The sequence below is a fragment of the Rahnella sp. JUb53 genome, assembly GCF_004346065.1.
GTDB classification, from domain to species: domain Bacteria; phylum Pseudomonadota; class Gammaproteobacteria; order Enterobacterales; family Enterobacteriaceae; genus Rahnella; species Rahnella variigena.
Genome location: NZ_SLYT01000002.1, coordinates 341,900 through 367,314 on the forward strand (window position 1 = coordinate 341,900; position 25,415 = coordinate 367,314).

Consider the following 25,415-nt stretch of genomic DNA (forward strand, 5'->3'; position numbering starts at 1 on the left):
TACCATTGCCATTGGCGTTAAGAAAAATAGTACTAATCAATTCTAAAAATTCCCCAAGGACTTCACGTGTAGGATATCACCTGCAAAATTTTCCGACGTGTCCGCTGTATTTATCAGACAGCGGAGATTAGTCTTATTCGATATTTTAAACACGGATCATATTTACACGCCCCTGCTGACTGACATGACCTCACGGCTTGTTAAGTGCTCGGAACGCGTGAGGATTTCTATTTCCTACGGAAAGGCGAATTAAGATTTTTCATGAAACTACGGCACGATGCAAAAACACATCGCATTTCGCTGCCCCTTCAGACAAGAAATAAAACACGATTACTTATCAGGATATTTATTTTTATCTCGTGCTTTATTTTCACCACCGGGGGGCATTTTAATTTTTCTGCTATGCCCAGCACCCGCGATGCATATATCACCGGCAATGAAATAACGCTTGCCGCACAAATCAGTGGCCGGGTGGCGCAGGTTTTCGCGCCCGTCACCGGCCGGGTGCAAAAAGGGGATTTACTGGTACGTTTGGACGACACTGAAGCCCGGCACCTTTATATGCAGGCTGAGAATAAACTGTCAGAATCAGTCAAAAAAACGCAGGTCCGTTATGCCACCGATGAAAAGAATAATACCCGCATCCTGAAAGCCCAGATGACGTACCAGCAGGCGCTGAGCAGGTATCATCGCCGGATCCAGTCAAAAGGCGCGGTGACAATTTCAAAACAGGATTTGCAACAGACCCTCAGAGCCGTCAGCAGCAGCCAGAGAGCGCTGGATGAAGCGATTGCTGCCTACCGTAAGGATCAGCAATTACTTGACGCTTCTGATGCGGCTCAGCAACAGATGGTTTCGCAGGCCACCGAAGAATTTCAGCAAGCCAGTCTGGCACTGATGCGTACCGAATTGCGCAGTCCGGTGACCGGTTATGTCGCCCGGCACAATGTGCATGCGGGCGTGGGCGTCAGCGCCGGACAAATGCTGATGACCATCGTGCCCGACGATCAGATGTGGGTGACCGCCAGTTTTAAAGCGACGCAACTTTCTGACCTGCTTATCGGCAAGAAGGCGTCCATCTTGACTGAGTTTAATGGCAGAAAAGTCGTATTAGACGGCCAGATTGAAGGGATCAATCTGGACACAGATACCGCGCTGGCCGCACTGTCAGCCAAAAACGGCGCGACGAACTGGATTTATGATGTGCAGCGAATTCCGGTGCGTATTTCAATTAATCCCCTGCAACTGAGCCAGTATCCATTGCATCCAGGCTTATCCTCACAGGTGACGTTGCTGGAAAGCCGTCAGTAATAGTTAATTTTTACGATCACCGACGCATCAAACTGCCCGAGCGACAGCTCTCTTCCGGGAATGGCGCTCACTCTTGCCGTAAAGTTTTTGGTCACTTCATTCACATTATTCAGCTGAGCAAAGTCATCGTAGCGGTTGAACGCAATAGCCTGTTGCTGCTCGTTAAATAACATCAGTTTCGCACCGTTAGCGAGATCAATCGCCGTGTTATCCAGCAGCGGACTGGCGGTTGAAAATTCCGCCTGTAGCGAGAAGTTATCCAGACAGCCTTGCTTCACAGCCCGGATAGCAAACGGCAGCGAGACGCCCGCCGAGCGGGAAAGCGTTGTGCTCTGAATTTCGCCAAAATTTAAAATCTGCGATTCCGGATACACTTTCAGATCTGAACCGCAGGCCAGAAAACGCACCCCTTGTAAACCCGACAGATTGTATTTGAGGTTTTTTGCCCCCGGCGTGTTGTTGACACTGCTGCTGCCGTCGAGCTGAAATACCGTGAACTGATCCGCGCCCAGATAATACCCGGCGGAAGGGGGAGTGCCGGTAACCTTGATATACAGACGGAATGTGACGTCCAGCGTCACACTTCCACCCCGCTGAATCGGTGGGCTGTTGGTACTTGCGCGCTGCTGATCCTGCTCCAGCTCCTGCCCGTTATAACTGACGCCCAGCCTTAACCCTTCACCAATCGACTGTGATTTGGGATTAAAATAGAAATGCACCACGTCAATGCTACTGCCCAGCACGTTGTCACAATACGCGGTCACGGTGATGTCGTTGGATTCCCAGACTTTGGTGCCCGGTGGCACATTCGCCGGAATAGCGAGTTGCCCGACCGGGATCGGCAGTTTGTCGACAATTCCGGTGCCCTTCTCCACGCAGTCCAGCGCCAGCGCGCTGCGGGAAAATAACAGCATGATAAAAAGGACTGTCATTCGTCCGCTTAAAAACCGAATCAGTTCAACCATCACAACCTCTTCGCCTGAGGATTTTTTGGCACAAGCTGACAATGCGCGGTCTGGCAGGAATATTCGTTCACCTGTAAACCTCCGTAATCATCCATATAACCGAGGCTGTACTGATGACTCACATACCGGCTGCCGGTGAGATTTTCAGAGGTAAACGGTGCCAGCATTACGCTATCAAAACCCGCAAAATTGCCTTTATTATCTTTACCCAGATAGCCGACGGTGATGTAAAACGGCGTGGGATTGGTCAGTTTTAGTCCGTCACTGAGACCGAAAACTTCAAGCTGCTCCTGCCAGTTTTCCTTTAGCTGATCTTGTAATGCCACAGGGCGGTAAAACAGCTTCACACGGCTCTGGATCGCCACCTGGATGACGTTTGACATGTCACTCTTTGGAGGCACTTCGCGCACGTTAAAGTAAAACAGCGATTCACGGTCTTTCGGCAGAGTGGCGGCTTGCGGCAATTGCAGGATGCGGATCTGACTTTTCTGTCCGGCTTCGATGCGCTGCATCGGCGGCAAGGCCACCAGCGGCGAAGTGATCTTTTCGCCCTGCGTGTCTTCCAGCCAGACCTGCGCCAGATAGGGCAGTTGTTTGCTCTGGTTTTCCAGCAACACGCTGACGGATTTATCGCTGCCGTTAAAAATGACGCGCGTCCGGTCAAGATTGATGGCGGCATAAACCGGATACGCCGCGCCAGCCATCAGCATGAGTGCGCAGTGTGAAATGAGTTTGTGCATCAGGACTTCCTTTCCTCGTAAAATTTGTATGATTGGTTTTCAGTTTTCATTAGCTGCACGGTAGCAAAATTTGTCCGGCGCGGGCGCCGGGGTCTGACGGCACCTGAATCTGACATTGCTGCCCTTCGCCCCAGTGCACGGTCAGAGATTTTTCGCCGGACACTCCGGCCAGATACGCCAGTCCGCCGTCGCCGACAAGTCCCGCTTCAAAACCTGAGCTGTTGTCGGTGACGGCCGCACCGAGCGGCGGATGACTGCCGTCTTTCAGACGGATCACCGCCATCAGACGTTCGCCTTTGATCGCGCGCATTTTGCGAAAACCAATCGCCCCTTCGGTCAGCGTTTTACTGACCACCGAGCCGTAAACTTCTATGTCGTCCGGCAAATTATTCACATCCACGCGAATATCAGAGGTCTGGTAGCTCGACACACCGTTGACCACCGCGATCCCGTAATCGTTGGTGACTGATGCGCCGTCGCTGACCGGGATCCCCTTTACGCCCGTTGATAACATCATGCGCGGCTCGTTGCCCGCGCTGCTCTGATGCAGCGCCGCACCCGCCGCGGTGGCGGTCATCGAGCCGTACCAGTTAGCATTCACCGAGCGGTAATCGTTATTTTTCACGCTGCCGTTAGCCCCGAACTGCCCGTAAGGTGACATGTGCTGGTAGTTCGTGCGGAACACACCCTGGCCTTTTTGCAGATCCGGACTGCTTCCCCCCACGCCCACGCGCCAGCTGTTATTTGGATCCTGACTATTGTAATAGGACGCCGTTTGCGAGAAACCGTTTTGCGAGTCCTGCTGCGCGTCGTAACTGATTTGCTGCCCGGAAGACAGCGGCAGACTCAGCGACAAAAACATCTGGTTTTCATCGGTTCTGCGGTAATTCAGTTTGCTGGCGAAGAACGTCGCGGAAATGCCGGTAAAGCGCCCGATGTCGAAAATCTTGCTCACCGACGCGCTGTAGTTGTTACTGGCACTCTCGTTCCAGTAGATTTTGTGCGTCGCTGACAGATACAAGGTGATGGCCGGCCACGGCAGATACTGGTTAGCGGTAACGGTGTAGGTTTGTTTATCGTCGCGCGAATAACCGTCGCCGTTCATCTTGTCGAGATACTGGCTGAACGACATGAAGGTTTTTTCCGAGAAACGGTATCCGGCAAAGGTTATCTGGCTACCGGTGGAGTCGAAACGTTTGGAATAGTTGGCGCGGTAACTCAGGCCGGTTTGCTCACCCGCCACCGGCACGGTCGCCGAAGATCGTGTGACATCAAAAGACACCGCGCCGAGCTTTTGCAGGTTTTGTCCGACACCGACCGCCTGCGCCTGATAGTTGCCGGTTGTGGCAATCAGGCCGCCATATACCGAGAAATCATTCAGCGCGCCCCACGACATTTCGCCACTGTAAAAACCGGGCTGCAAAACGTGATGACTGCTGCCGGTGGTCGGTTTACCCATCGCCGTTTTGAAGCGCACCTGGCCTTTGCGGGTCAGAAACGGAATAGTCGCGGTGGTCACCTGATAGGTCGTGACGCTGCCGTTTTCTTCCTCTATTTTCACGTCCAGCGCGCCCTGAACCGCTTCGGTTAAATCCTGAACCACGAACGGCCCCGGCGACACATTGGTCTGATAAATCACTCGACCGTTCTGGCTGATGCTCACTTTCGCGTTGGTTTTGGCGATGCCGGTGACCTGTGGCGCATAACCGCGTAATGAAGGCGGTAACATGCGCTGGTCACTGTTCAGTGAAGCGCCAAGAAAGCGGAAAGAATCGAAAATGTCAGAACTCAGATAAGTTTGTCCGCCCGTCAGTCGTGCCCCCATCGACGGTAAAGCGCGATACAAATAGCTCTGCGTCCAGGTGAATTGATCGCTGGCCGGTGTGCCGGAGGTACGCGACGATGAATACTGATAATCCGCACGGGCACGCCACGGCCCGAGGTTAAAACCGGTGGTGCCGTAGCTGCTGAAACTGGTGGTACTGTCGCCAGAATGCGGCATGTATTTGCTGCCGAGCAGGTTGTAATCGAGCAACGCGCCGTTCACGCCGTTATCCCACTGTGAAGGCGGCACCCAGTTCTGGTCGTGAAAAACCAGCCACGCCTGCGGAATGCTAATGTTCAGCGTTTGTTTTTCCTGGTCATAGCGGGCGGTGACTTCTGATTGCCGGTCTAAAGAGGTACATTCGCCGTGATGCCAGAGCGTCAGCTTTTGGCGGGCATCCTTCGTCAGATCGAATTTATCCACCAGCGCGGGCGGCAGACAAAGGCGGCTGTTTTTATTATCTTGTGAGGCATAATACTTTATCAGGCTTTGATCGCCGAGCGTGCGGCCATTGAGTACCACATCCAGCAGGTATTCGCCGGGTGCGATATAATCAGCCACCTGAAAACGCGATAAATCGACATTATTACGGTCGGCGGAATCAATAAAGTTAACGTTAAATTCCACTGCGAAAATTCTGACTGAAATACAACATCCTGATAAAAATAAAACAACGCCGGTAACTGCCCGTTTCCCTGTGAAAATCCTTTCCATCGCAACTGCCATAATAAAATCACTTGTTTATGGTAATAAATCGAAAACCCCGGTACTGGCAAAGATAAAAAGGGGGAAATACTCCCCCCAAGTGATAGCGGACGTTTATTTATAATTCAGGGCGTAAGTTGCCTGAGAAACAAGAGTACCGGTGGCAACAGGCTGAGTATTGGCTTCCACACGCGCAGCAAAGACCAGATTATTATTACCCGTCACCAGATCAATATCTTTAGAGGTATCACCGACTTTCAGCAAATCGCCGTTAGCGTCAATCAGGCGGATGCCCGCACCCTTGGCACTGCCGGTATTCGCCAGCAGTTCAGTTGCACTGCTGTCAGGTGTGCCGGTAAATGACACCGCGACTTTAGAAACCGCAGGATAAGCCACAGTACCCACGGTTTGGGCCGCCAGGTCGCAGTCTTGCAGGTGAATCGTGTAGTTCACGTTTTGCGAATATTTGCTGCCACTTTCGAGCACTTTATTCGCTACCTGTCCCATATTCACATTAATGTCTTCATCCCCTGCCGCGACAGAGCAAGGTGCATTAATCACGGTTCCGGTGAAATGAATACGTCCGGAACCATTATCGGCACCCGCCGGTGGCGTCGGATCATCAGCTGCGAAAGCAGGAGCTGAAATAAGGGCAGATAAAGCAATAACCAGCGTTTTATTTTTAGTGTTAAACATTGTAAGTCCTTGAGATATTGATGGCGTCGTTATTAAGCGATATTTTCGCCCTGACTCTGAGAGCAACCCTTGCTCCCGCCAGATCAATATACTAACAACCACTCAGGCTGCGCTATATTAAGTTGAATAACCCATTTGTTAAGATTTTTGCTCTATAGCAAGCCGTTAAACATGAAAAAAATCATGAAAATTCACATAAAAATGAAAGCAATCAGCACAAGATAATCTGAGCATGATAAGAATGCAGCTTTTGGTAAGACAAAATATTGGGGAAATTAATAACAATTGGGTGCCTATTCCGATTTTTTAGGAATTTTCTTCGCGCATATATTCTCCGCCAGTATTCTCATCTCGCATTAGGGCCTCTTTCCACAGTTTATTTACCGATTTAGTCAGGATGTAAGCGGCGGGATAAATAAAGAATTAATCCCTTTTTTTTATTATTCCAAAAAACAGCATCACTATTCCACTCCGTGCAAAAGCTAATCCAATAAACGCAGTCGTTCGCCCTGCGCAAAGCTGATAACTTGATGAAAAAACCTAAGGAAAACATCATGAGTTCATTCCCTGTTGCAGTGGTCACCGGCGGTACCAGCGGTATCGGGCTGGCGGTTGTTCATAATCTGGCGCGCGATCATCAGGTCTATGCGCTTGGGCGTAATAAAGAAAGTCTGGCTGCGCTGCGCCTGATTGAAAATGTCGAGGCGGTAGAAATTAATCTGCTTGATTTTGACGCCATTGCGCGGTTTGTCGGTGAAATACCGGCGATTGATGTGCTGGTGCATTCGGCGGCCATTTCCAAACCGTTACGTCTTGAAAATGCAACGCCAGAGGACTGGCAGCAGCAGTTTGCCATCAACGTGTTTGCGCCCGCTGAGTTCACCCGGCTGGCATTGCCTGCATTGAGAAAGCAGGAAGGTCAGGTGGTGTTTATCGGTTCAGGATCCGGCACCAAAGCTGATGGCGGAAACACGGTGTATTGTGCGTCAAAATTTGCCCTCAGCGCCCTCGCCCACGCGCTGCGACAGGAGGAAAGCGAACATGGCGTGCGCGTCTCCACCGTCGCGCCCGGCCCGACAGATACGCCGATGAACCGCAAAACTCGCGAAAGTCAGGGCAACTTTGAAGCCATCGACCCGCGCGAATACAGCACGCCGAAATCAGTGGCTGCGGCAGTACGTCTGGTGATCGACGCCAGTGACGATACGCAAATTACGGATATCGCCGTCAGACCGAGGCGGGATAAGGCGAAGCACTGAATCAGTGCCCTCTAACTAAAACCTGACATTTCCAAACTTGATACAGATCATCACAAATGCGTTTTGGGTTTGATCGAATGATAATCATTATCGTTTAATGCCGGCGAATGAATGATTGTTTTTCAGGAGAAGACAAACTCAATGAGCTTAGATCTCGCGCGTTTTTACGCTGCCGCTGACGGGCTGCCGTTTCCCGACCGTTGGGCAGTCATGCCCTGGCGGCCTCAGCAGCCCGTTCCGCCGCAGGATATTCCCGCTCAGTGGCAGGCGCTGTGCCAGCGTCCGCTTCCGGCCAATAAGCGTCTGGTCTATCTGCATATCCCCTTTTGTGCGACGCACTGTAAATTTTGCGGGTTCTACCAGAACAAACTGGAAGCGGAAGCCACAGAACAGTATTGCGATTACCTAATCCGGGAGATTGAACAGGAAGCCGGTTCGCCGCTGCATCAGTCCGCGCCTGTCCACGCCGTGTATTTTGGTGGCGGCACGCCGACCGCGCTCAGCGCAAAACAGCTGCACCGGATCATCAGCACGCTGCGTCGCTGTTTACCGCTGGCACCGGATTGCGAAATCACCGTCGAAGGACGGATCCTTAATTTCGATGACGAGCGCATCGACGCCTGTCTGGAGGCGGGCGCAAACCGTTTTTCGATTGGTATTCAGACGTTTGATACCCGTGTCCGCCAGCGTATGGGACGCAGCGCCAGCCGTGAAGAAGCGATACAGTTTTTGCGTAAACTCGGGGAGCGTGATCGCGCTGCGGTGGTCTGCGACCTGATGTTCGGATTACCGGAACAGACGCCGGAAAGCTGGCGGGAAGATTTGCAAATCGTCCGCGAGTTACCACTTGATGGTGTCGATCTTTACGCCCTGAATCTGCTGCCTTCCACACCACTGGGCAAAGCGGTGGAAAATAAACGCGTGTCGCTGCCGGATGTCACTCAGCGTCGTGATTTTTACCTCGAAGGTGAAGCCTTTCTGGCGCGCGACGGCTGGCATCAGATAAGCAACAGTCACTGGGCGCGCAACACGCGCGAGCGTAACCTCTACAATCTTCTGATCAAAAAAGGTGCCGACTGTCTGGCTTTTGGCAGCGGTGCAGGCGGCAATCTCGGCGGGCAATCCTACATGACGGCGCGCAGCTTGGAGATGTATTACCAGCAGATGGATGCCGGACAGAAACCGATCATGATGATGACCGCAGCGACGACCGGTGAGCACCGCTGGCGGCTGGATTTACAGGGCGGCATCGAAGCAGGCCGTTATGATCTTAGCCGTATCATCGAAAACCCTTTCCCGCTCGAACCCTTGTTACAGCAATGGCAACAATGCGGCCTGATGCATAACGAAGGCCCGCGTTTTAATCTCACGCCTGCCGGGCGTTTCTGGGCCAGCAATATGTTGCAGGCCTTACAGACATTGATCCCACAACTGACTTTACGGAATACCACTCATGCCAACGGATAAACTTCAGTCCCTGATCGACTTTTTAGCCACGCAGCCCGACGGCACCGTCGAAGATATCGCCCGTGAATACCGCATCACGCCGCTGGAAGTGATTCAGAACCTGCCGGGAAGTTATCTGTTTGCCGGAACCCATTTCGACACCGTCTGGGACAACATCACCGGCTGGGGCGACGTCACGACGCTGGTTAATAATGACGATCTGATCCTCGAATTCCATGGCGAATTGCCGTCCGGCACACATCGTCACGGTTACTTTAACCTGCGCGGCAAACAGGGCATGAGCGGGCATATCCGCTCGACACACTGTCAGCACATTGCACTGGTTGAACGTCCGTTTATGGGAATGAGCACAGCAAGTGTCTGGTTTTTAAACGCTTCCGGTTATGCCATGCTCAAGGTTTTCGTCGGGCGCGACAGCCATCGTGAATTACTGACCGATCAGCTGAATGCATTTCGCGCCCTTCCCGCCCTTCTGGCTGAGAGAGAGAAATAACCTTGAACACTTTGCTGATTTTTGGCGCAGGCAGCGGCGTCGGCGCTGAACTGGTGGCGCTGACGGCGCAGGAACGTCCGGTCGTGGCGCTGATCCGCAACGCAGAACAGGCGCAAACGTTGCGCGCCCTTGGCGTGACCGTGATTGACGGCGATGCGCTTGATCCCGCCGACGTTTTGCAGGCCTGCGAGATGGCAGGAAGTGCGGCGCAGATCGTCTCTACGCTCGGCGGTAAGCTCGCCGATTACACCGCTAACCGGCTGATCATTGATACTGCAGAGCAGGCCGGGATCCGCCATATGTTGCTGGTAACTTCCATTGGTTGCGGCGACAGCTGGCCGACGCTATCCACACGCGCAAAACAGGCGTTCGGGCAGGCGGTGCGTGAGAAATCGCTGGCCGAAAGCTGGCTGCAAACCAGCACGCTAGACTGGTGCATCCTGCGTCCCGGCGGCCTGATGAATGGCGATGCGACAGGCAAAGCGCATCTGATCCAAACCGAAGCCCACGGCCGCGTGCGCCGCAGCGATGTCGCGCTGCACATTCAGCATCTGCTGGCCTCCGGCGAAGGCTGGGGTAAGATTTTCGCGTTGTGTGATTCGACGCTGGAAGGGGAAAGGTTCTGATCTCATGCCCCGGAAACGGGGCTTTTTAATCCCCCCGGCATTTAATTCAATTTTTTCGAACAACATAAGCAAATCACTCCGCTATCCCTTCCGGTCGCACGGCGCTATTCTTCTTCTCATCGAAGGCACACGGCCTTCCCCAAACAAACATTGAGAAGGAATGACATCATGAAATCTATCAAAACTTTCGTTATCGCTGCTGCACTCACCACAGTTTCTTTCGGTAGCTTCGCGGCTGAAATCGGCACCATAACGGCCTCTGACAATACCTTAGATGGTCTGGAATCCACTTTCGCCGCCAAAGCCGCTGCTGCCGGTGCCAGTTCTTATAAAATCATCGAAGCCGGTGGTCAGAACCGCATTCATGGTACCGCTGTGTTGTACAAATGATTTGCTGAAGTTTGTTATTCAAAACAAAAGCCGCTCCTTTTACAGAGCGGCTTTGTCGTTGAGTAGCGAAAATTAACGAGTGATATAAAACGCAATAAATTCGAAAAAGCCGAATAATGGGTGTTTTAGGTAACGTTAAATGGACTATTCTTTATTAACGAGTAATATGCCACTCATAAGTAAAGGGGATCTTATGGAACAGTTAACGTTACAGGCTTTTCTCAATAATGAGTGGGTGGATATTGCTAACATCACTTTTCCCGACAGCGAACAAAACAACTATCGCCTGACTGAACTTAATTATCTTTTCGATTATGCAATTGATAACCTCGACCGGGACGATAACCGCGCCGTATCACTTAACCATCCGGTTGCCCTCTTTTTCGATGATAACGGGCAACGCGGATGGCTGAAATTTCTCGATGACATCATTCCCAGCGGCTCCAGCCGCCGCTATTGGGCCAACTATCTTGACCTCGAAGGGCTGACCCCGGATGAGCAAAATTTTGTATTGCTCAAGCATGGCACCCTGTCCCCTGTCGGCAACCTGCGCGTTAAAGAATCCTTGCCGGAACATACCCCCCTTGCTGAACAACTCTTTTTCACCGTCGACGACGTTATAAACCGGGCGGGAGACTTTCTGGATTATGCCCAGCAACGCGGTGCCGCTGCCGGGGGGGCGACAGGTGCGGGCGGGGAAGCACCAAAACTGCTGCTCCGTTGTAACCGGGAACAGCAAATCTGGATCGATACCTACCAGAGTGATCCCGCCAACCGGGATATTCCTTATCTGGTCAAATATCCACGCGGGGCAAGGACTGAAGTGGACTGCAATATCTTGCGGGCTGAATTCCATTTCTATCATGAACTGGAAGCGATGGGATTTGAGACAATCCCGACGCACAATATGCGGCTTGAAGAAGGACTGACTTATCCGTCACTGTGGTTGCCACGTTTTGATATTGCCTTTGAAGAAGAAGGTGTCGTCAGGCGGTTGGGGATGGAATCGGTCTATTCTCTGCTGCGCAAGGCACCCGGTGTCACGCTCTATCATGAAGAAACCCTCAGGACATTGATTAATCAAATTTCCCGCAGCCATATGGTGACAGGGCAGGGTTTTTCTTTTGATATCCCGGCGTTTGTTACCGAATGGGTCCGACGGGATCTGCTCAATATTATTTTTGGCAACAGCGATAACCATGGTCGAAATACCTCTTTTCTCAAGGATGAAGGCAGCATCCGGCTCGCGCCGATCTACGATTTCGCGCCCATGAAGGCCGATCCTGAAGGGATTGCCAGAACGACGAAATGGAAAACGCCGCTGGAAGTTGGCGGTGAATATGATTTTCCCGCTATTGCGCAAACTCTGGATGATCTCATTCCGGCACAAAACTTACTCCGGGCGCTCAATGAGACTGCTGAGCAACTGACAGGTCTGAAAGACCGGCTTGCTGCCCGGGGTATCCCGCAACAGATCCTGAACATGCCCGCAATAAGTTTCAGTTATATTCCCGAAAAATTGCGCCGCTGGGGGCTGTTATGAAAGAACCTCTGATTGCGGCCCATTCAGCGAAAAGCACCATCGCTAAAATACGGGCGAAAAAAAATGCCGCGCAGAGAACCCAAAGCGCCACGGCAGAAATCACTAACCAGGCAGAGATAGACCGTGCTGTCGAAACACGCACCCGCCGCAGAGTCTCTCATCTAACGAAACCCGTCAGCGCCAATGAAAGGAATGAAGCCAGACTCAGGATCATGCGCGCGCTGATATCCGGGGAAATAAGCCAGGGGGAAGCGTTAAAAGCACTGCGGATCAATGTGCTGGGGCTAAAACAAGATGCTTTCGCTAAACTGGTTTCCGTATCGCGGAAAACACTGTCAGAAGTGGAAAATGATAAAGGAAATTATACCTCCGATATTATCAACAAACTTTTCAAACCCTTTGGTCTGAAAGTCGGGCTGGTGCCGGTTTCGCAGCAGGTGCTCTCGACGCTATTTTTCAATAAGCAATAAACAAAAAGCCGCTCCTTGTACAGAGCGGCTTTGTCATATCAGCGTTTCCGCCTTTACCCTTTCGTCGCCACTTTTAGCAGAACCACGCCGGAGAAAATCAGCAGCACGGCGATCACCCGCAGCGGGTTGAGGCTTTCGCCGAACATCACCACGCCGAGAATGAAGGCACCGATAGCGCCGATACCGACCCAGACGGTGTAAGACGTGCCGAGCGGCAGCGTTTTCATCGAAATCGCCAGCAAAATGACGCTGAGGATCATGAAGAAAACCGTAAGAATACTGGGAATAAGGCGGGTGAAACCGTGGGATTCTTTCATTGCGGTCGACCAGACCACTTCGAAAATACCGGCGAGAAACAGATAAAACCAGGCCATGATAGTTCCTGAAAACACGCAAGGTCGTCCCTGCTTAGAATGGCTGAATCTCTGGTCGTCCAGTCAGCATGAAGAGTGAAAGATTATAGTTCACTCTTTCATGCCTTTACAAAAACAAACCAGGAATTCAAACGGGCACGGAAAACTGAAAACAGGCACCGCGCTTCGGCTGTTCAATCAGCTGGATATCGCTGCCGTGCAGTTGCAGAATGCGGCGGACAATCATCAGCCCCAGCCCGCCTGCACGGTGTTTGTTGGTACTGAGTATCGACGGACGTACAAACAGGCTGTCTTTCAGTTCCGGCGCAATGCCCGGTCCGCTGTCTTTCAGCTGCACCATCACCTGACCTTCGTGCGGCCACAATTTAATTTCTATCGTGCCCCCTTCCGGCGTAAAGCGGATGGCGTTATCCAGCAGGTTGGTCAGCACCCGTTCAATCATACCGAGATCGGCATTCACCAGCGGAATACCCTGTGTGATATCCGCCAGCAATTTTTGCCCGCGTGTTTCCGTTGCCAGCTCGAATTTCTGGAAAACATCCTGCACGAGCTCACTCAGCGAGAATGGCTCTTTCTGCGGTTTCACCACGCCGTATTCCAGCCGCGCCAGTTCAAATAATTCCTGCGCCAGACGGCCAACTTTTTTACTCTGCGTCAGGGCGATATTCAGATAACGCTGGCGATCTTCATTGCTCAGATGGTCTGATTTGACCGACAGCGTTTCCAGATAACCGTGCAGCGATGTCAGCGGCGTACGCAGATCGTGGGAAATATTGGCGATAAATTCACGCCGTTGCTGATCCTGCACCATCAGGCTTTGCCATTGCTGATCGATACGTTTTGCCAGCGCGACAAATGCCTGTTGCAGTTGCGTGACTTCATCACGTGCGGCTCCGGCCGGTGTCTCCGTTTTCGCCAGCGCCTGAATGGCGTCCATGCCGCCGGTATCAAGTTCGGCAATTTGTGCCGTGAGTTTTCGCACCGGACGCGTCACCCAGCGGAACGCCAGCGCACCGGCCAGCAAACCAAACAGCGCCACCAGCCCCATCGAGCGCAGCGCCAGAGATATCGCCGACTGATATTGCGCGTCACTGGTCAGCGCGGTGTAAGCATCGCCGAGCAGAACGATGTACACGTAACCCTGAGTTTCTCCGTTGACCAGCAACGGCGCAGCACTGAAGACCTGCGGAGTTTGCGGATCCCGCGGATTGTCGCCATATACCGGCATTTTCGCACCATGAAGCAGCGCGTTAACCGGCGCGAGATCAATGCGCTTTTGTTGCAATCTGCCAGCAGGAGCGGCATTGCCGACAATATTGCCGTCTTTATCCAGCAGATAAACCTCCACGCTGGGATTCACCGCCATCAGCTGATCGAACAGGGTATGCACTGCTTTCGGATCCCAGTCGTCCTCGCTGAGCAGCGGATTATTCGCCGCTATCTGCGTCGCCAGATTGGCTGACAGCCGCTGGATCACCGACTGGCTGTACTGGTTACTGGAGCGCACCTGCATATAGCCGGAAAGCGCACAGCAGGCGATCAGTAACACCGTAAATACCAGAGTCAGTCTTTGTGCCAGCGTGAGATTTTTCATGATTTACCCTTGCGCGTCTTCAGCGGAAGACACGAATTTGTAGCCTTTTCCCCACACGGTCAGAATACGTTCCGGCTCAGCCGGATTGGCTTCTATCTTGATGCGCAGACGGTTGATATGGGTGTTCACCGTATGTTCATACCCTTCGTGTTCGTAGCCCCAGACCTGATTGAGCAGGCTGAGGCGCGAGAACACTTTGCCGGGATTTTTGGCAAAGAAATACAGCAAATCAAACTCGCGCGGCGTCAGTTCAACGGGCTGCTGATTCAGCATCACTTCGCGCGCAATCGGGTCGATGGCCAGCCCGGAAAAACTCAGGGTACCGGCGTCCATTTTCATATTGCGGCTCATCGCTTCCTGCCGCCGGAACAGCGCCTTAACCCTCGCCACCAGTTCCAGCATGGAGAAAGGTTTCGCCAGATAATCATCCGCGCCCAGTTCCAGCCCGAGCACCCGATGCACTTCGCTGGAGCGTGCGCTGATAATAATGATCGGCGTATAACGCGTCATGTTGCGCGCACGGCGGCAGATTTCCAGGCCGTCTACACCCGGCAGCATCAGGTCGAGGATCAGCGCGTCCCAGCCGCCTTTCTCCAGATGCGCCACGCCCAGATTACCGTCTGCGGCGTGCGTAATTTCATAACCTTCATCACGCAGATGCAGGCTGAGCAGTTCAGCGATATCCCCGTCATCTTCAACGATCAGGATCTTCTTCGTCTTATCCATATGTCATCCCAAAACATGGCACTCCCCAATGGTTTGAGTCTACACAAGCAACCGCCCGCGAGTTATCACATTTTATTTAACTTTGCGTGAGGTATCGGGGAACAAATCCGCTCAATACTCGCTTCATCACAGGACGGACAGCCGGACTTCATCATGACAATACACACGGATTTACCCGGACAGGCAAAACAAAAACCCGCCATCGTGCATCCGTTATGGCTGCGTCTGACGCACTGGCTGAACGCGCTGGCGGTGCTGATTATGGTCACCAGCGGCTGGCAGATTTATAACGCCTCACCGCTGTTTGATTTTGATTTTCCGCCAACCGTCACACTCGGTGGCTGGCTCGGTGGCGGTATTCAGTGGCACTTTGCCGGGATGTGGCTGTTTGGTTTCAACGGCCTGTTTTATCTGCTGATGAATATTTTTACCGGCCGCATGAAACGAAAATTTTGGCCGCTGACGCCGCGCGGCATCTTCAACGATTTACTGGCTGCCGTGCGCGGCAAGCTGAAACACGACGATTTACGCCACTACAACATGGTGCAACGTGCCGCGTATGTGTTCGTGATGTTTGACGGCATCGTGCTGGTGCTTTCCGGGCTGGTGGTGTGGAAATCCGTGCAATTTCCGCTGCTGCGCGAACTGATGGGCGGCTTTGATACAGCGCGTTATGTGCATTTTCTGGCGATGGCTTCACTGGTGGGATTTGTGGTGCTGCATATCGTGATGGTGGCGCTGGTGCCGAAAACCCTGATTGCCATGATCCGCGGACGCTAAGGAAGACATGATGAAAAACCTCGTTAAAAAAACGATCAGCCAGATTTTCAGCCCTTCCGACAGCGAAGCCATTTTACAGGAAGCAAAAAAACAAATTATCCGCGAACTGGATGCGCCCTCCCGCCGCCTGTTTTTACAACGCGGGCTGACACTCGGCGGCGTCGCGATGCTCACAGGTTGCGACATCAGCGATAACGCCAGCGTCGAAAACGCGCTCGATAAGATTTCTGGATTCAACGACCGCGTACAAGGCTGGCTGTTTGGCTCGACGCGCCTGGCGCCGGTGTACGCCGAATCGATGATCACCCGTCCGTTTCCGTTTAACGCTTTTTACGCCGAAGACGACGCACCGGAAGTAGACGGTAACGCTTATCGCCTGAAAATCGCCGGTCTGGCGCTGGATAAACGCGAATGGTCATTGCCAACGCTGTACAAAATGGCGCAGGTCAGCCAGGTGACTCGTCACATTTGTGTCGAAGGCTGGAGCGCGATTGGCAAATGGGGCGGCGTGCCGTTTGGTGATTTTTTGCGCCTGATTGGCGCAGATCTGACCGCGGAATACGTCAGTTTTAAATGTGCGGACCAGTATTACACCAGCATTGATATGGCGACGGCACTGCATCCGCAAACCCTGCTGGCGCTGACTTATGACGGCCAGATTTTACCGCGAAAATACGGCTTCCCGATGAAGCTCAGAATGCCGACCAAACTCGGCTATAAGAATCCAAAGCATATCGAAGTCATTGAAATAACAAACAAGTTCACTGGTGGCTACTGGGAAGATCAGGGCTACAACTGGTTCGGCGGAAGCTGAACACGATCCTCAAGGATCAACACTGTCCACAACAACCTTTGTATCTCAAAACCTAAAAGAAGGATTTATCATGAAAAAGTTAACCGTAATGATGATGTCTGCTTGTCTGATGATGGGCGCTGTGAGCACCACCTATGCCGCTGACGCGATGGCGAAGAAAGATACCATGGGCCATATGTCGAAAGACTGCATGAAAAAAGACAGCATGAGTAAAGATTCCATGGCGAAAGACAGCATGGGCAAAGACTGCATGTCGAAAGATCATATGAAGAAAGACAGCATGTCTAAAGATTCGATGTCCAAAGACTCTATGTCCAAAGACTCTATGTCGAAAGATGCCATGAAAAAAGACACCTCTGCCCAGTAAACGCAGCTAAACCCGGCCATGTAGCGAAAACGCCTCCGTCTGTTCAGCGGAGGCTTTTTTATTGGAAAATTCGCAGCGACCTGCGTAGTATATAAAACATATATGATTCGTATACTACCGAGGGCGCCCGATGGGTATCATTAAAATCTCCGAACTGATGCATGAGAATCTGCGCATCGCCAGTCTGGCGTATACGCGTTCCATCAACGCGCAGGCCGAGCACTGGATGAAAATTGGTATGCTGATGGAAACTCATCCGGACATGACGCACAGCGAGATTTCGCAATTGCTGGTGCGTTGCAGCATGGAATCTGAAGAAAACACCGGAAGTATCCGCACGCTGTTAAATGTCGGCGGCACACACAGGAAGGCAAGCAATGAATAATGGTTTAGACAGCCGATATTTCGTCAACAATAACCGTATGGTCAAAACGCCGGAAGGCATCGATAAAGCGCGTATCGCCGGTAAACTGGCGGCGCGGGTGCTGCATATGATCACGCCTTATGTGGTGCCGGGTGTCACGACCAATGAACTGGACCGCATCTGCCACGATTTTATCGTCAACGAATTACAGGCGATCCCGGCAAATATCGGTTATCACGGCTATCAGAAAACCACGTGTACCTCCGTCAACCATGTGATTTGCCACGGTATCCCCTCCGATAAAGCACTGAAGAAAGGCGACATCGTGAACATCGACGTGGCGCTGATTAAAGATGGCTGGTACGGCGACACCAGCCGCATGTATTACGCCGGTGAGCCGAGCATTATGGCTCGCCGTCTGGTGGATACCACCTTTGAAGCGATGATGGCCGGTATCGAAGTGGTGCGTCCCGGCGCAACCCTCGGTGATGTGGGTCATGCCATTGCCTCGGTAGCGAAACGCGAAGGGTTTTCCATCGTAGAAGAATACTGCGGTCACGGCATCGGCATGGGTTATCACGAAGATCCGCAGGTGCTGCATTACGGCGAAAAAGGCCGCGGACTGGTGTTGCAGGAAGGCATGTTATTCACCATCGAACCGATGCTGAACGCCGGTAAAAAGCAAAACAAAGTGCTGCCCGACGGCTGGACGGTGGTGACTAAAGATCATTCGTTGTCCGCGCAATGGGAACATATGATTGCGGTGACGAAAACGGGTTATGAAATATTGACCCCATGGCCTGAAGAAAACTAATTTCCCGTGATATTTCCTGAACGTATAAAGCCTCCGGTCGGAGGCTTTATAGTTTTTGGTAATCCGTTTAGCTGCGCTCGATTTCTTTGGTCGCGCGATCTAACGCATCGGTGATTTTATACAGCGTTTCCTGCTCGATTGGCCCTTTCGCCAGCCGCAGATTGAGCGCCATGCGCATATTGTTAATCGCGCGCTGCATTTCCGGAATACTGCGGTTATTCGATAAAATCGCCAGTGAATGCAGTTTCTCTGTTACTGAACCGAGCAAATCACCCTGCTCTGCCAGCGACTGCGTGCCTTCCGGCGTAATTGAATATTGTTTCTTACCGCCCTCTTCCTGCTTCGCCGTTACCAGACCCTGTTCTTCCAGGAACGTCAGGTTCGGATAAATGATACTGGCGCTCGGCGTGTATTCGCCTTTGGAGAGTTCTTCGATGGCTTTGATCAGTTCATAACCGTGAGCTGAACGTTGCTGTAAAAAATGCAGCATCAGCAGACGGATATCACCCGTTTCAAACATCCTTTCGCGACGGTGTTTATGATTCATCATCGTTACTTGTTGTGCCAGTAAGCGACACAACGCACCAGATTGGCGTCCAGTCCGCGATTTTCGACGAAGTAATCATTCAGCCCTTTGACGAATTTCCCCTCGCCGGTCGCCCAGATGTAGTAATCACTTTCCGGCAAAGAAATGCTTTTCAGTTTTTTTACTGCCGCGTCATCTTCCTGATAACCGTTTTGTTCTTCACTGACAATCCATTCGATGTCGAACTCTTTTTCATCGTTTAAGTAGCTAACGCAACTGACATGTTTCACTTTGACCAGCACGGTCACTTTCGCGGCAGACGCGGCCTGTTTCAGCTCGCGCAAACGGCGCTTCACCGCCGGAAGACCGGTTTCATCGCAGACATACAACTGCCATGCGTAAGTGGTCGGGATAATCAGTGAACCGCGCGGTCCGCCGATGATCAGTTTATCGCCCGGCTTCGCGCCAGCCGCCCATTCACTGGCGACACCGCCATCGTGAAGATAGAAATCCAGCGTCAGCTCATTGGCTTGTGCATCGAAATGCAGCGGCGTGTATTCGCGGTTAAGCGGACGCGGCCCTTCGCCCCAGACAATGCCTTCGTCGGTCGCGGTCGGCGGCGTGATCACATCACCGGGATTTGCCGGGAAAAACAGTTTGATGTGGTCATCAAAACCACGCGAGGTAAAACCCTTCAGATCGTCGCCGTTCAACACGATACGCTGAAAACAGCCAGCCACGTTTTCGCTGCTTTTGACGGTGATATGACGGAAAACCAGGTCGTTTTTGACGCGGACAGGCAGGTTTACGGCAGGGGTTTCGTTGCGATGTTGAGTCATCACGTTTTCTCTTTTGAAGTAAGGTTGAAAGAAAGATATATCTTAGGAATATTTTCCGCAACCCTGAAAAACGTAAGGACACAGGCATCATCCCCCGCACTTTTGATCTCGCGGTAGTTCATTCTGAGCCACACATTGCAAAGATTTCGTTAAGAAGCCCATTTTTATTTATCAATTTGTTGATAACAATTCTCAGTATCATTATCATTCGCACCAAGCCAAAGTGGGTAAGGACGTTAAATAAACCCATATTTTATAAGGACAAGGGCTTTTTACGGAAGAATTGAAAGCAGATGACCAGCGCGTCTGATTTGTCGAAAGGCAGTAAATGCGAGCAGAACTTTTAAAAATAGTGCAGGGCTAAAAACAAATGTTCAAATCCTTTACACAGCAGGGTTTGGTGAAAAACGTCATTTTCATGGGGACGATTCTCACCACCACCTTTAACGTAAATGCAGCACAAGCGATTAAAGACACCACCGATCTGGCAGCCAATAAAACGCCAGCTTCTGAAGCCATCAGGAAAAAACCGGTGGTACGTACTGCGCAGGATCTGGCGCAGACCAATGAAGAAGTGATGACGGTTACCGAAACGATGCCGGATAAAAAACCAGGCTCGAAAACCACCATCACCGCAGCAGAAATGCAGCAAAAAGGCGGCAATGATTTCGGCACCATCATGCGTTATGAGCCCCTGATCACCGCTACCGGCTCCAGCGGCGGTTCCGGCAACGGCAAAAGCGGCTTCGACCGTAACGGTTATACCGGCTATAACATCCGTGGTCTGGAAAGCAACCGCGTCGGCATCGATGTCGACGGCATTCCACAGCCAAGCGCCACTGGCCGCAGCTACGCAAGCCGCGCGGGTCTTGGCACGTCCGGTATTGGCCGTGATTACATCGATCCTTACATTTACGGCCAGGTAGATATCGAATCCGGCGCCACCTCCGCTGATCGCGCCAACAACTCAATCGGCGGTGCCGTTTCCTTCCTGCCAAAATCTGCCGATGATTATCTGCGTCCGGGCAAGGAAACCTATTTCGGTTACCAGTCTGATTATGATTCTTCCGACCGCTCCTGGCACAACGGCATCACCGCCGCCGCAGGTGACGAAACCCTGCGTGGTCTGATCGCCATCAGCCGCCGCGACGGCCAGGAAACCAGCAATAACAGCGGAACGCACGATGCGTATCCGGCTAACTGGCACTCCGACGCAGTAATGACTTCCGTTATCTGGCAGCCAAATGACGAACATAAAGTCACCGGTACGCTCGATTATTACGAAAAAGTAAACCATACCCATTACGATGCGTGGAATAGCTCAGGCAGCGCCATTCTCGGCACTGCACAGCAGCAAAGTAACACCCGCCGCTGGGGCGCGACGCTGAAAGACGAATGGACGCCGTTCAACGATTACGTCGATGCCATTGTTTCGAAAGTGTATTACCAGTACACGCAGGCGCACGACAATACCTACATGCCAAACGCCAGTAAGCAGATGATGAACGTCTATTCCAACTATGACGTCAACACTTTCGGCGGGGAAACCAGCTGGCTGAAAACCCTGGGTCGTCATGAGCTGAGCGCCGGTATCAACGGTCGTATGTCCAACACTGAACGTCCGTTCCGTGAAAGCCCGGAGCAAAGCGTTTACACCACTATCATGCAGCCGGAAGCGAACAGCCGTTCTTATATTCTCGGCGGCTTCCTGCAAGACACCATGAAGTTTGACCTTGATGGCCATGACTTCTCCATCGTGCCTGCAGTGCGTGTGGCGTATCAGAACACCAAAGCGAAAGATCTGTCTGACTTGTCCAACAGCACCGTCTCTGAAGGCCAGGTTTCTACCCTGTATGGCAAAGCCAATTCCGATACGCAGGTTCTGCCGTCCCTGGCGTTCACCTATGACATCACGCCTAAGCTGATGACTTACCTGCAATATCGTCGTGGTGCGCAATTCCCGGATGCCAGCCAGCTTTACGGTTCCTGGAACCTCGGTTCTTCTTATGCCGGTTCTCAGCAATACGCGCTGATCGGCAACACGGATTTGAAAACCGAGACCAGCAATAACTTCGAATGGGGTATGAAAGGTGAAGCGACTGAAGGAGTGACCTTCAAGACTTCCGTTTTCTACAACACCTACAAAAACTTTATTGCCAACACCCGCTACAGCCGTGCTGCCAACCCGGGCATGTTCACCAATGTGCCCTCCAATATCTATACGATTTATCAGGCCGAAAACCGCGATGAAGCGTTTATCTATGGTGGCGATCTGAGCACCAAAATTAACTACGGTACCTGGTTCAGCAGCGTTGACGGTCTGAGCACCACCTTCGCACTGGGTTATGCCAAGGGTGAATCGAAATCCAGCTACGATGGCGACAAATATGTGGATCTCGACAGCGTGCCGCCAATGAAATTTGTCGCTGGCGTGGCGTGGGATGATCCATCCGGCGTGTACGGTACTGCGCTGACCGCGACTTTCGTCAAAGGTAAAAAAGCCGAAGCGACAAACCGTCAGAGCTACACCAACGCCGGTACGCCAATCACGGGTTCCACCACCGAATACATGAACGTACCGGGTTACGGTATGGTTGATGCAACGGCCTACTGGAAAGTCGCGAAGAACGTGAAACTCAGCGGCGGCGTTTACAACATCACCGACCGCAAATACTGGGATTACCTGAGCAGCCGTACTCTGACTGATACCACCAATCAGGATGAATACAACAAGGCACTGGCCGTGATGCCAGGTCGCAGCTTCCAGCTGGGCGTCAATGTTGATTTCTAACATCAGCCGGTAAACACAGCCGTTTAATCACACAAGCGTCATGTGCAAACATGGCGCTTTTTTATTTCCTTCCTGTCCTTCCGCACGTTTACGTCAATGCCCGTCAGCTAGAATGAGCCTCAACATTTCCTCCTCTAAAGACGTGAGATTACATGGAATTAATCAGAAAACCTCTGGCGTTTGCGCTCGCCCTGCTCCTTTTACCGGCGGCTGTTTCAGCCACTACCACCTTGCGATATACCGATCACGAACCGCTGGGCGGAATGCGTACACGTTTTATCCACGACGTGTTCTTTCCTGCTGTCGAAAAAGAATCTCAGGGGCGCCTTAAGATTGAAGCGCACTGGGGCGGCGAACTTTCGACCAGCTACGACGCATTACGCACCGTGCGCGAGGGAAAGACAGCAGATATCGGCATTGTCGTGCCGGAATATGCCGCGAAAGAACTGCCGCTGCATCAGATCTTCAAAAGCTTTCCGGTCGGGCCTTCCGGCGATAAGCAAATTGCTTTCTTCCGTCGCGTTTTTACTGAAATCCCCGCTTTCCCTGCTGAACTGAAAAAAGCAGGCATAGTGAATGTGCTGATTGCCACGGGTTATCCGCTGGCATTTTTCAGCACACATCCGCTCAAAAACCTTGAGGATATTAAAGGGACAACCTGGCGTTCAGCCAGTTTCTGGCATCAGGGTTTTCTGCGTAATGCCGGTGCCACGCCGGTGACCATGCCGTGGGGGCCGCAGACTGTGGAAGCCTTTAAAACCGGTACGCTGGACGGCATTATGGTCAATGTCGACAGCGGTTATGATCTTAAAATTCAGAAGATGGCACCTGATGTTTTAGTCTCGAAAGAGCTGTGGCTGGGCCATGTTTATCTGCTGGTGATGAATCAGAAAGTCTGGAACGAACTGGCGCAGCAGGATAAAGACGCCATCACCCGCGCTGCCGGCATCGCCTACAAAACTGCCGGTTCAGTGATGGACAGCAATTATGAACCACAGCTCGATGCCCTGCGAAAAGACGGCGCAAATGTCCGCGAGCTGCAACACAGCGAAGTGACCCACTGGAAACAGGTTACCCGCTATCAGGACGCTCAGGCTCAGTGGGTAAAACAGCAAGAAGCGCAAGGCAACACACTGGCCGCGCCAGTGATGGAAAAAGTCAGCGTGATGATGACTGAGTCGATGAACTCCCGCTGACCGGCGCTTAGCAGCAGGTGCTCAGGTCCGGTCGCGTACGCCACGCGGTCAGGTTTATCGTGTAAACTGAAAGCCAGCACCTGCAATGTCTGTAATCTGAGGAGTCATCAGAATGAATAAAGAACTCAACGAATTCGAACGTTTTGTTATTGAAAATAAAGGGACGGAGCGCCCTTATACCGGTGAATATAATGAGCACTTTTCACCGGGCCGTTATGTCTGCAAAAGATGTTCTGCGCCGCTGTATTCGTCAGAACATAAGTTTGAGTCTCACTGTGGCTGGCCCGCTTTTGATGACGAAATCCCTGGCGCGGTCGAGCGCGTACCTGATGCCGATGGCCGCAGAACCGAAATTGTCTGTGCCAACTGCAAGGCGCATCTGGGGCATGTCTTTGAGGGAGAATATTTAACCGAGAAGAATCTGCGTCACTGCGTGAACTCCGTTTCAATGGTTTTTGAAAGCGCAGACCAGCAAGGTAATTATCACAAGGCGGAATAAGCAGGAATCAATGTGAAAAAGGGCCGCTCAGGAGCAGCCCTTATAAAGAAAACGCCAACAATATCATCATGCCGTGATGTTTTATCCTGAGGGACTCAGTAAACCTCATGCCATGGTCTGACGTGTTTACTGACCGCCAGTCGCAAAGAATGTGCCGCTGTAAGGTATCGGCAGATAATCATGGAAAATCTGCTTCAACGTGTGTTCCGGTTCGATATCCGCAAACAGTTCCGGATATAGTGTCTTCGCCATAAACTCCGTCGCAGCAACGTGCCATGGACTTAAGTAGAAATTCTGCCAAATTATCCCCGTTCGGCCATTATGCAGGGCTTTCAGTTCACGTAATCCATTCTGTCTGGCCGTTAATTCACGCAGGCTTTGCTGCGCCATGTCGGGGGTGATCGCAGGACCAAGTTTCAAATCATTCTGATCTTCAGCAGCACCCGCGCCGGTAGCGATGTAGACTTCGGGTTGCGCCATGATCACCGTTTCCTCATTTAATCGTCCAAAGACGCCCTGAACCGTTTTGCTGGCGATGTTATCTCCCCCGGCAAAGGACAGCAGTTCACCAAGACTTCCCTTTACCGCCGTCACGCAACATTCATTCCGGCGTCCAAGATGTAGCTGAAGAAGCACGGTCGGTTTTTTTCCGTGGTAGGAAGCCAGGCGCTCATGAATGACCTGCATATGCGCATCGTAGAAGCGATTGAAAGCCTGCGCTCTTGCGCTCTGATTAAGCACTTCGCCCAGGATAGCCACACTGCGCGTGGTATTTTTAAGCAGACGCACACGGAGATCTATTTTAACAACCGGAATATGCGCTGCGTCGAGCATGGCTTTTAGCCGTAAATCTGCATCGTCATAGCGCGCCAGACTCGGCAAAATGACCAGATCCGGTTTGAGCGCCAGCACCTTTTCAGGATTCATGTCATTCGTCCCGCCCAGCCCCAGCGACGGAATAGCCAGCATACCAGGGAATTTCTGCGCAAATATCTGCCAGATCTGACTGTCATATTTCTTCAAATCAAGGGGCCAGCCGACGATGCGTGTGACCGGATCACCGGGTTCCAGCATCGCCAGCGTATAGAGCATGCGACTTTCTCCCAGCACAATACGCTGCGGATTATCCGGAATTTCAACATGATTGCCGTCGATATCGATAATGGTCCGCGCCTGCGCTTTCAGACTTATCAGCGCCAGAAACAACATAAGCAGCAGGCTAACCAGCACATGCAGCATAC

General features: G+C 52.0%; 26 protein-coding genes. 16 read left to right on the forward strand and 10 right to left on the reverse strand.

Annotated features, from left to right (window positions below; genetic code table 11):
- Positions 1-402 precede the first annotated feature (402 nt).
- On the forward strand, positions 403-1,311 hold the full coding sequence (locus tag EC840_RS06155; protein WP_165929013.1) for an HlyD family efflux transporter periplasmic adaptor subunit: 909 nt from the start codon (positions 403-405) through the stop codon (positions 1,309-1,311).
- On the opposite strand, the gene EC840_RS06160 is transcribed toward EC840_RS06155, so the two are convergent.
- From EC840_RS06160 to EC840_RS06175, 4 genes are all read right to left on the reverse strand, one after another.
- Positions 1,305-2,276: a fimbrial protein gene (locus EC840_RS06160; RefSeq protein ID WP_132964444.1), complete on the reverse strand. Its 972-nt coding sequence runs from the start codon at positions 2,274-2,276 to the stop codon at positions 1,305-1,307. The two genes, EC840_RS06155 and EC840_RS06160, sit on opposite strands and share 7 nt — an antisense overlap.
- Complete coding sequence (locus EC840_RS06165; protein ID WP_238485447.1) at positions 2,276-2,986, reverse strand: molecular chaperone; 711 nt, start codon at positions 2,984-2,986, stop codon at positions 2,276-2,278. The genes EC840_RS06160 and EC840_RS06165 overlap by 1 nt, the downstream gene beginning before the upstream one ends.
- 79 nt (positions 2,987-3,065) lie before the next feature.
- Positions 3,066-5,468 (reverse strand): fimbria/pilus outer membrane usher protein, encoded by a 2,403-nt coding sequence (locus tag EC840_RS06170; protein ID WP_243701026.1) that lies wholly within the window; start codon positions 5,466-5,468, stop codon positions 3,066-3,068.
- 192 nt (positions 5,469-5,660) lie between these two features.
- A complete protein-coding gene (locus tag EC840_RS06175; RefSeq protein ID WP_132964448.1) occupies positions 5,661-6,242 on the reverse strand; it encodes a fimbrial protein in 582 nt (193 codons plus the stop codon).
- A gap of 554 nt (positions 6,243-6,796) precedes the next feature.
- On the opposite strand from EC840_RS06175, the gene EC840_RS06180 reads away from it, so the two are divergent.
- The 7 genes from EC840_RS06180 (at position 6,797) to EC840_RS06210 (ending at position 12,490) form a co-directional block, all read left to right on the forward strand.
- Complete coding sequence (locus tag EC840_RS06180; protein WP_132964450.1) at positions 6,797-7,501, forward strand: SDR family oxidoreductase; 705 nt, start codon at positions 6,797-6,799, stop codon at positions 7,499-7,501.
- A 141-nt stretch (positions 7,502-7,642) separates the two neighbouring features.
- Positions 7,643-8,968, forward strand: a complete 1,326-nt coding sequence (gene hutW, locus EC840_RS06185) for a heme anaerobic degradation radical SAM methyltransferase ChuW/HutW (protein ID WP_132964452.1) — start codon at positions 7,643-7,645, stop codon at positions 8,966-8,968.
- Positions 8,955-9,461, forward strand: coding sequence for a heme utilization cystosolic carrier protein HutX (hutX, locus tag EC840_RS06190; protein ID WP_132964454.1), 507 nt, complete (start codon positions 8,955-8,957; stop codon positions 9,459-9,461). The genes hutW and hutX overlap by 14 nt, the downstream gene beginning before the upstream one ends.
- A 2-nt stretch (positions 9,462-9,463) precedes the next feature.
- Complete coding sequence (locus tag EC840_RS06195; RefSeq protein WP_132964456.1) at positions 9,464-10,087, forward strand: NAD(P)-binding oxidoreductase; 624 nt, start codon at positions 9,464-9,466, stop codon at positions 10,085-10,087.
- A gap of 168 nt (positions 10,088-10,255) precedes the next feature.
- Positions 10,256-10,477 (forward strand): YdgH/BhsA/McbA-like domain containing protein, encoded by a 222-nt coding sequence (locus tag EC840_RS06200; RefSeq protein ID WP_129638877.1) that lies wholly within the window; start codon positions 10,256-10,258, stop codon positions 10,475-10,477.
- Between the two features lie 193 nt (positions 10,478-10,670).
- Positions 10,671-12,020 carry a HipA domain-containing protein gene (locus tag EC840_RS06205; RefSeq protein WP_132964814.1) on the forward strand — a complete coding sequence of 450 codons (1,350 nt, stop codon included), beginning with the start codon at positions 10,671-10,673 and terminating at the stop codon, positions 12,018-12,020.
- Complete coding sequence (locus EC840_RS06210) at positions 12,017-12,490, forward strand: helix-turn-helix transcriptional regulator (RefSeq protein WP_132964458.1); 474 nt, start codon at positions 12,017-12,019, stop codon at positions 12,488-12,490. The genes EC840_RS06205 and EC840_RS06210 overlap by 4 nt, the downstream gene beginning before the upstream one ends.
- A 53-nt stretch (positions 12,491-12,543) precedes the next feature.
- On the opposite strand, the gene EC840_RS06215 is transcribed toward EC840_RS06210, so the two are convergent.
- From EC840_RS06215 to EC840_RS06225, 3 genes are all read right to left on the reverse strand, one after another.
- Positions 12,544-12,864, reverse strand: coding sequence for a multidrug efflux SMR transporter (locus EC840_RS06215; RefSeq protein ID WP_112289135.1), 321 nt, complete (start codon positions 12,862-12,864; stop codon positions 12,544-12,546).
- Between the two features lie 127 nt (positions 12,865-12,991).
- Positions 12,992-14,458: an ATP-binding protein gene (locus EC840_RS06220; protein WP_132964460.1), complete on the reverse strand. Its 1,467-nt coding sequence runs from the start codon at positions 14,456-14,458 to the stop codon at positions 12,992-12,994.
- A gap of 3 nt (positions 14,459-14,461) precedes the next feature.
- Positions 14,462-15,184, reverse strand: coding sequence for a response regulator transcription factor (locus EC840_RS06225; RefSeq protein ID WP_132964462.1), 723 nt, complete (start codon positions 15,182-15,184; stop codon positions 14,462-14,464).
- A gap of 153 nt (positions 15,185-15,337) precedes the next feature.
- Here EC840_RS06225 and EC840_RS06230 point away from each other — a divergent pair, with 153 nt between their 5' ends.
- The 5 genes from EC840_RS06230 to map all read left to right on the forward strand — a co-directional run bounded on the left by EC840_RS06230 (position 15,338) and on the right by map (position 18,323).
- Positions 15,338-15,964, forward strand: coding sequence for a cytochrome b/b6 domain-containing protein (locus EC840_RS06230; protein WP_132964464.1), 627 nt, complete (start codon positions 15,338-15,340; stop codon positions 15,962-15,964).
- A gap of 10 nt (positions 15,965-15,974) precedes the next feature.
- Positions 15,975-16,778 (forward strand): molybdopterin-dependent oxidoreductase, encoded by an 804-nt coding sequence (locus EC840_RS06235; RefSeq protein WP_207914744.1) that lies wholly within the window; start codon positions 15,975-15,977, stop codon positions 16,776-16,778.
- 70 nt (positions 16,779-16,848) lie between these two features.
- Complete coding sequence (locus EC840_RS06240; RefSeq protein WP_132964468.1) at positions 16,849-17,145, forward strand: pentapeptide MXKDX repeat protein; 297 nt, start codon at positions 16,849-16,851, stop codon at positions 17,143-17,145.
- Positions 17,146-17,275: 130 nt separating this feature from the next.
- The gene (locus tag EC840_RS06245; protein ID WP_112289129.1) at positions 17,276-17,530 is read left to right on the forward strand and encodes a ParD-like family protein; all 255 of its coding nucleotides are present in this window, start codon (positions 17,276-17,278) and stop codon (positions 17,528-17,530) included.
- Positions 17,523-18,323, forward strand: coding sequence for a type I methionyl aminopeptidase (map, locus tag EC840_RS06250; RefSeq protein ID WP_113877698.1), 801 nt, complete (start codon positions 17,523-17,525; stop codon positions 18,321-18,323). Before EC840_RS06245 ends, map begins: the two co-directional genes overlap by 8 nt.
- 67 nt (positions 18,324-18,390) lie before the next feature.
- Here map and EC840_RS06255 read toward each other — a convergent pair whose 3' ends face one another.
- Positions 18,391-18,870: a PadR family transcriptional regulator gene (locus EC840_RS06255; protein WP_132964470.1), complete on the reverse strand. Its 480-nt coding sequence runs from the start codon at positions 18,868-18,870 to the stop codon at positions 18,391-18,393.
- 5 nt (positions 18,871-18,875) lie between these two features.
- Entirely contained in the window at positions 18,876-19,688 is an 813-nt protein-coding gene (locus EC840_RS06260) for a siderophore-interacting protein (RefSeq protein ID WP_132964472.1), read from the reverse strand.
- Positions 19,689-20,106: 418 nt separating this feature from the next.
- Here EC840_RS06260 and EC840_RS06265 point away from each other — a divergent pair, with 418 nt between their 5' ends.
- The 3 genes from EC840_RS06265 to EC840_RS06275 all read left to right on the forward strand — a co-directional run bounded on the left by EC840_RS06265 (position 20,107) and on the right by EC840_RS06275 (position 24,174).
- On the forward strand, positions 20,107-22,479 hold the full coding sequence (locus EC840_RS06265; protein WP_243701036.1) for a TonB-dependent receptor: 2,373 nt from the start codon (positions 20,107-20,109) through the stop codon (positions 22,477-22,479).
- A 152-nt stretch (positions 22,480-22,631) separates the two neighbouring features.
- The gene (gene dctP / locus EC840_RS06270) at positions 22,632-23,675 is read left to right on the forward strand and encodes a TRAP transporter substrate-binding protein DctP (RefSeq protein ID WP_132964476.1); all 1,044 of its coding nucleotides are present in this window, start codon (positions 22,632-22,634) and stop codon (positions 23,673-23,675) included.
- Positions 23,676-23,787: 112 nt separating this feature from the next.
- The gene (locus EC840_RS06275; RefSeq protein WP_112289111.1) at positions 23,788-24,174 is read left to right on the forward strand and encodes a methionine-R-sulfoxide reductase; all 387 of its coding nucleotides are present in this window, start codon (positions 23,788-23,790) and stop codon (positions 24,172-24,174) included.
- Between the two features lie 126 nt (positions 24,175-24,300).
- Here the strand turns inward: EC840_RS06275 and EC840_RS06280 are convergent, their stop codons facing one another.
- Positions 24,301-25,383, reverse strand: coding sequence for an ABC transporter substrate-binding protein (locus EC840_RS06280; RefSeq protein ID WP_243701037.1), 1,083 nt, complete (start codon positions 25,381-25,383; stop codon positions 24,301-24,303).
- Positions 25,384-25,415: the final 32 nt, after the last annotated feature.

Excerpts from the sequence above, each read along its gene's own strand:
- map (WP_113877698.1), top strand. The coding sequence starts at position 17,523 with ATGAATAATGGTTTAGACAGCCGATATTTCGTCAACAATAACCGTATG.
- EC840_RS06210 (WP_132964458.1), top strand. The coding sequence starts at position 12,017 with ATGAAAGAACCTCTGATTGCGGCCCATTCAGCGAAAAGCACCATCGCT.
- EC840_RS06220 (WP_132964460.1), bottom strand. The coding sequence starts at position 14,458 with ATGAAAAATCTCACGCTGGCACAAAGACTGACTCTGGTATTTACGGTG.
- EC840_RS06240 (WP_132964468.1), top strand. The coding sequence starts at position 16,849 with ATGAAAAAGTTAACCGTAATGATGATGTCTGCTTGTCTGATGATGGGC.
- EC840_RS06280 (WP_243701037.1), bottom strand. The coding sequence starts at position 25,383 with ATGTTGTTTCTGGCGCTGATAAGTCTGAAAGCGCAGGCGCGGACCATT.
- EC840_RS06215 (WP_112289135.1), bottom strand. The coding sequence starts at position 12,864 with ATGGCCTGGTTTTATCTGTTTCTCGCCGGTATTTTCGAAGTGGTCTGG.
- EC840_RS06200 (WP_129638877.1), top strand. The coding sequence starts at position 10,256 with ATGAAATCTATCAAAACTTTCGTTATCGCTGCTGCACTCACCACAGTT.
- hutW (WP_132964452.1), top strand. The coding sequence starts at position 7,643 with ATGAGCTTAGATCTCGCGCGTTTTTACGCTGCCGCTGACGGGCTGCCG.
- EC840_RS06160 (WP_132964444.1), bottom strand. The coding sequence starts at position 2,276 with ATGGTTGAACTGATTCGGTTTTTAAGCGGACGAATGACAGTCCTTTTT.
- EC840_RS06265 (WP_243701036.1), top strand. The coding sequence starts at position 20,107 with ATGGGGACGATTCTCACCACCACCTTTAACGTAAATGCAGCACAAGCG.
- EC840_RS06180 (WP_132964450.1), top strand. The coding sequence starts at position 6,797 with ATGAGTTCATTCCCTGTTGCAGTGGTCACCGGCGGTACCAGCGGTATC.
- EC840_RS06225 (WP_132964462.1), bottom strand. The coding sequence starts at position 15,184 with ATGGATAAGACGAAGAAGATCCTGATCGTTGAAGATGACGGGGATATC.
- EC840_RS06235 (WP_207914744.1), top strand. The coding sequence starts at position 15,975 with ATGAAAAACCTCGTTAAAAAAACGATCAGCCAGATTTTCAGCCCTTCC.
- EC840_RS06205 (WP_132964814.1), top strand. The coding sequence starts at position 10,671 with ATGGAACAGTTAACGTTACAGGCTTTTCTCAATAATGAGTGGGTGGAT.
- EC840_RS06155 (WP_165929013.1), top strand. The coding sequence starts at position 403 with ATGCCCAGCACCCGCGATGCATATATCACCGGCAATGAAATAACGCTT.
- EC840_RS06175 (WP_132964448.1), bottom strand. The coding sequence starts at position 6,242 with ATGTTTAACACTAAAAATAAAACGCTGGTTATTGCTTTATCTGCCCTT.
- EC840_RS06230 (WP_132964464.1), top strand. The coding sequence starts at position 15,338 with ATGACAATACACACGGATTTACCCGGACAGGCAAAACAAAAACCCGCC.
- hutX (WP_132964454.1), top strand. The coding sequence starts at position 8,955 with ATGCCAACGGATAAACTTCAGTCCCTGATCGACTTTTTAGCCACGCAG.
- EC840_RS06255 (WP_132964470.1), bottom strand. The coding sequence starts at position 18,870 with ATGAATCATAAACACCGTCGCGAAAGGATGTTTGAAACGGGTGATATC.
- EC840_RS06165 (WP_238485447.1), bottom strand. The coding sequence starts at position 2,986 with ATGCTGATGGCTGGCGCGGCGTATCCGGTTTATGCCGCCATCAATCTT.
- dctP (WP_132964476.1), top strand. The coding sequence starts at position 22,632 with ATGGAATTAATCAGAAAACCTCTGGCGTTTGCGCTCGCCCTGCTCCTT.
- EC840_RS06245 (WP_112289129.1), top strand. The coding sequence starts at position 17,276 with ATGGGTATCATTAAAATCTCCGAACTGATGCATGAGAATCTGCGCATC.
- EC840_RS06260 (WP_132964472.1), bottom strand. The coding sequence starts at position 19,688 with ATGACTCAACATCGCAACGAAACCCCTGCCGTAAACCTGCCTGTCCGC.
- EC840_RS06275 (WP_112289111.1), top strand. The coding sequence starts at position 23,788 with ATGAATAAAGAACTCAACGAATTCGAACGTTTTGTTATTGAAAATAAA.